The following is a 4,500-nucleotide window of genomic DNA, read 5'->3' as shown; positions in this document are numbered from 1 at the left end:
TCACCGTCGATCAGGTCGGCTCCCAACAGATTTCCATTGGCGTCCTTGTTGAGCTTCACGCTGCGCTTGCCGCCGCCGACGTGGATGTGGATGTGCGACTCGCTCGCGGGCGCAGCGGGCTCGGCCGACGTCGGGTTGGCCGGCCTCTCGGCGGCATCGCCCCTGGCGTCTTGCTGCACCGCATCGATGATCGTGTCCACCTTGTCCACCAGGGGCGACACGATCTTCTGCACGATGTCGGCGATCTTCTGGGCTTCGGCCGCTTCATCCTCGACCGGCGGCTGGGCCTGCGCTGTGGCCAACTCATGATCGCGCTGAGCCTGGCGATCCTGCTGCGCGGCCGACGCGGCGGCAGCGATCTGGCTGTGCTCCATCTCGGCGGTGCGGTGCTGGTGGTCGATCACCTTGGCGCTCGCATCCACGGCGAGTTGGCTGTGTTTCAGGTCGATCTCGCGCGCCTTGTTGGCCTCCTGCGTCATCTTCAGGTCGGCCTCGCGCCGGCGCTCCGCGGCGGCCGTGATGGCGGCGTCGGTGGCCTGCTGCAGTTCCTGGCGGCGGATGTCCAACTCGCCCGCCTTGTTCTCCAGCTTGAGCTGCATCTGAGCCACCTGCTGGCCGAGCTGATCGGCCTTGGCGTTTTGCTCCTTGACGGCCTGCTCGTACTGGTTCGCCATCTCGCCGTACTGCTGGTGCAGCGTCTGGAGTTGCTGCTGCAACTGCGCCACCTGAGGATCGACAGGCTCGCCGTCGGCGCCGGCCATGCCCATCTGCTTGCGCAGGATCGAGGCCATCTCGTGGCGCTTGGCCAGGTCGGTCGCCTCGATGAAGAACGGCATCAGCGGCGCCTGCAGTTGCGGCGGCAGCGACTTCAGCGTCTCGCCGATCAGCATCTGCTGCTGGGCGCGATAGGCCGGCGTGCTCGGCACGTCCTCCAGGGCCACCTTGACCTTGGCCCGGTCCACGTCGTTTTCCAGGTACTGGATCCCGGTGACGGCGTCGATCTTGGGCGTGTTCAGGAAGATCGACTTGCGCCGGGCCTCCTGCGGCCCGACCATCACCTTGACCTGCTTGCCCTTGAGGTCCGCGCGGATCAGGTCCAGCAACCGTTCGCCCACCAGCATGCGGGCGTACTTGAAGTTGTCGTTGATCTCGCCCAGCGTGTTGCTGGCCTGCTCGACCAGGCTGTTGACCGCGATGCCGCTCTTGGCGCCGTCGGTCTTGCCCATGATCGAGTTGAAGATCCCGGCAGCGGCCTGGATGCCCTCCTTGGCCTCCTGGAGGATCTCGAACTGCTGCTGGCTCAGCGCCAGGTCGGATTCCACCCTGACCGCGTCCTTGTTCTGGCGGTTCGGGTTGAGGATCAGCATCGAGTCCGGCCGGGCGATCTCGTCGGTCACGTCGCCGTGCTCGTTGAAGCGCACGTCCAGCGCGTCGGAGTCCATCTGCACGCGCTTGCTCGACAGCAGCCACATCAGCTTGCGCCGGCGCGCGTTGATCTCGTCCTGCAGCGGGATCATCGAGCGCACCAGGCCGTACGGCACGCCGGTCAGGTCTTCGCGGAAGCCCCAGAACGGCACGTAGGGCATCTGGTTGCCGCCGGCATCGAGGTCTTGCAGCAGATGCGGCCCGAACCACAGGCTGCATCGCATCTTGCGGTAGATCGCCGGCTGCGGACGCACGGCGCCCGAAGACAGGGCGGCCATGTGCAGCACGTTGGTCCTGTCGAACTCGACGACCCGGTTGCCCAGGTCCAGGACGAGGCCGCGGATGTGGGTGGCGTACCAGCACTCCATCAAGCACACGCGCCGGTTGTCGATGTTGCGCCAGTCCCAGGCGGACACCGAGACTCGGCTTTCCTGGTCCAGCGCGTTCATCAGGATCGCGTCCTCGCGCGCCCTGCTGATCCAGTCGGGCTGCCATCCGCTGGCCGAGGCCTGGATCAGCGGCGCATGCTGCGGCAGTGCGGACGTGACCATGTCCACCGGGTACCACTTCTGCCGGATGACGTAGCGTGCGTTGCACAGGTCGGGCGACTGATCGGACCAGTCCCAGAACATCTCGCGCCGGTGGACGTGCTCGGCGCGGTACGGGTAGCGGAACGGGTCTGTGTTGCGGTTCACCATCACCCAGGCCAGGCCGGTCTTGATCTGCCCGCCGTAGGCATCACTGCACGCGCGGTCGGCGCGGGTCTCGCGCTCGGCCTCGGCCAGCTTGGCACTCAACGCCTCTGCGACCTCCTGGTGCTCCTCGTCGTCGGCCACCGTGCGGTAGTCGGCGCGGGTCTTGGCCTCGATGCCGAGCACGGTGTCCACGGCCGGCTTGATGAGGTTGGTCATCAGGCTGCCGAATCCCTTGGCATCCAGATCCGTGAGCTGCTCGGCGGTCAGTTGGTTGCCGTCGTAGTAGTCGGCCGCCTTGTCCATCGCGGAGCGAAACGCCGGCTGCGCGCGCGTCTCCTCGATGTAGCGCATGAACTCGTCGGGCGCCAATTTGCCGACGGTGGGCTCGATGACGCCGGTCTGCGTGTGCTGCGAGAGCTGGTCGTTGACCGTGTCCATCGGTGGGCCGGGTGAATGGCTGCTGGGCTTGTGGTTGACCCTGACTCTGCCCGTCTTGCCGGATGATGGGGACGCTCACCGCATCGGACGGCGTCCGCGCGATGCCCGGTACGACCCACTGCCGCTCTTGGCGCCTGCGTACGACGCGAACGGGGTCGCGAAAGTCAATGCCACCGCGTCCCCGCTGTCGGGACTCGAAACGCCGCGCTTGCGCATCTGCTCCTTGGACTCCAGGCGCAGCCGCCGCGAGCTGTCATAGCCCTTCTGCGGACCGCACAGGTCGGTAGCCAGCCCGTCGTCGATCGGCAACTGGCACGGCTCGTCTTCCAGCCACTCCAGCATGTCGCCCCAGATCTCGTCACGCTTGAGCACGTACAGCTCGTCGCGGTTGGGCCGGCCGCCGAACAAGATCCGGTTGACGGGGTAGCCGAGCTCGGTCAGGCGGTCAGCCACGCCGGAGCCGATGCCGGTGCAGTCCACGTTGATCGCATCTGGCTTGTGCTTGTCGGCCTGGATGGCGACCTTGCCGACGACCTCCATCGGGCCGTGCTTGTACAGGCGCATGATCTTCTGGTCGCGGTCCAGGCCGAACACCCGTCGGCCCTGTCGCAGGGCAATCGCGGTCGCATCGTCGCCGTACTCGGCCGGGTCCACCCCCATGATCCTGGGCCCGCGGGCCTCGACGTTCAGCGCCGGCCGCTGCGCACGGCTGACCAGCGCAGCACTGATCAGCGGATCGCCGGACACCTTGCTGAAGGCCAGCAGGGGCTCGGCCGGGTATTCCTGATCGAACAGCCCGACATCGCCGCGCAGGTCGGACTGCAGCTTGGCCCTGCGCCACACCATGTGCTCGATGGTCAGTCCTCGTCCCTCGTAGCGCTGGAGGTAGTCCTGCTCCTCGTTGTCCAGTTGGAACCCGGGCGTGACGGGCCGTCGGTACTCCTGCTGCCAGTACCACGGCACGAAGACGTTGACGTAGTCGGTCTCGCCGCGCTGCGCTGCCATCCAGTCCTGGTGGAACTGGTTGCCCACGCCGTTGGCCGTGGACTCCTTGATGATCTCGGTGCCCGGCAGATCAGGCACGGTCTGGCCCAGGGCGGCCATGTGCTCCTGGGCGTTGTCCCAGTACGCCGACTCGCTGCCGTGGAACAGCTGGAAGGTCCGCCCGCGCCCCACTCCCTTGCGGTTGCCGGCGGTGGCGACGACGTAGCCGCTGTCGATCCGGTCGAAGGTCAACTCGTTCTCGTTGGCTGTGCCGGTGCTGGGGCGGATCTCGTCCGGGCACAGGTCATGGAAGCGCTTGGTCATGCTGAACAGCGCCGTGGTCGAGTCGGCCAGGTGCGTCAGGATCAGCGCCAGCACGCCGGGGCGCATCGAACAGCGGTGGTAGAAGCGCCCCTGGATCAGCGTCGAACACCCCTGCTGACGCCCCTTGAGGATGTTGGCCCGTACCTTGCCCGTGGCCTGGCGCTGTGCCTCCAGACAGTGATGGATGTAGACCTGCGCGCTGTTGAGCACGAACGGCACGATCGCGCCGGACTTGGTCTTGATGTGCAGCGCGCGTGGCGCGTAGTACAGGAAGTCGTCGCGCAGGTGCTGCAGCTCGGCGTTCGACATTCGGCTCAAGACCCGGGCGGCATCGGCGCATGCTCCGGGGCATCTCGGTCATGCAGGATCTTCAGCCGCATGTCGTAGGAGTCATCCTTGTCCCGGTCGGCGTCGTCCAACGCGAAGGCCACGCGCTCGCCGGCGTGCAGCTTGGTGATCGCGTCGGCCAGTGCCTTGACCGAGGACACGCGAGCGCCGACGCCGAGTGCTCGCTGCACTGCCTGCCGCGCCTGGGCGAGGTCGGCCGGCGTTGCCGACTCGCCGGCCAGGACCTCCGCCAGCAGCCGGACGTCGCCCTTGAACATGGCCGACGAGGCCACTTCGTCGAGCAGCG

At 67.0% G+C, this 4,500-nt stretch carries 3 protein-coding genes; all 3 read right to left on the bottom strand.

Going from position 1 to position 4,500, the window contains the following annotated elements:
- A partial coding sequence (locus tag EPO09_RS22040; RefSeq protein ID WP_290646750.1) for a hypothetical protein occupies positions 1-2,558 on the bottom strand: 2,558 nt, incomplete at its 3' end.
- 75 nt (positions 2,559-2,633) lie between these two features.
- A complete protein-coding gene (locus tag EPO09_RS22035) occupies positions 2,634-4,175 on the bottom strand; it encodes a hypothetical protein (protein ID WP_290646748.1) in 1,542 nt (513 codons plus the stop codon).
- 5 nt (positions 4,176-4,180) lie between these two features.
- Positions 4,181-4,500, bottom strand: a 320-nt coding sequence (locus tag EPO09_RS22030) for a hypothetical protein (protein ID WP_290646746.1), incomplete at its 5' end; no start/stop codon positions are given.

It is taken from the genome of Aquabacterium sp. (genome assembly GCF_004297345.1).
Lineage (GTDB): Bacteria > Pseudomonadota > Gammaproteobacteria > Burkholderiales > Burkholderiaceae_C > Aquabacterium.
This window is presented reverse-complemented; position numbering and strand designations above follow the sequence as displayed.

What these genes read in the sequence shown, in the direction of transcription:
- EPO09_RS22035 (WP_290646748.1), bottom strand. Translation starts at nt 4,175, where the DNA reads ATGTCGAACGCCGAGCTGCAGCACCTGCGCGACGACTTCCTGTACTAC.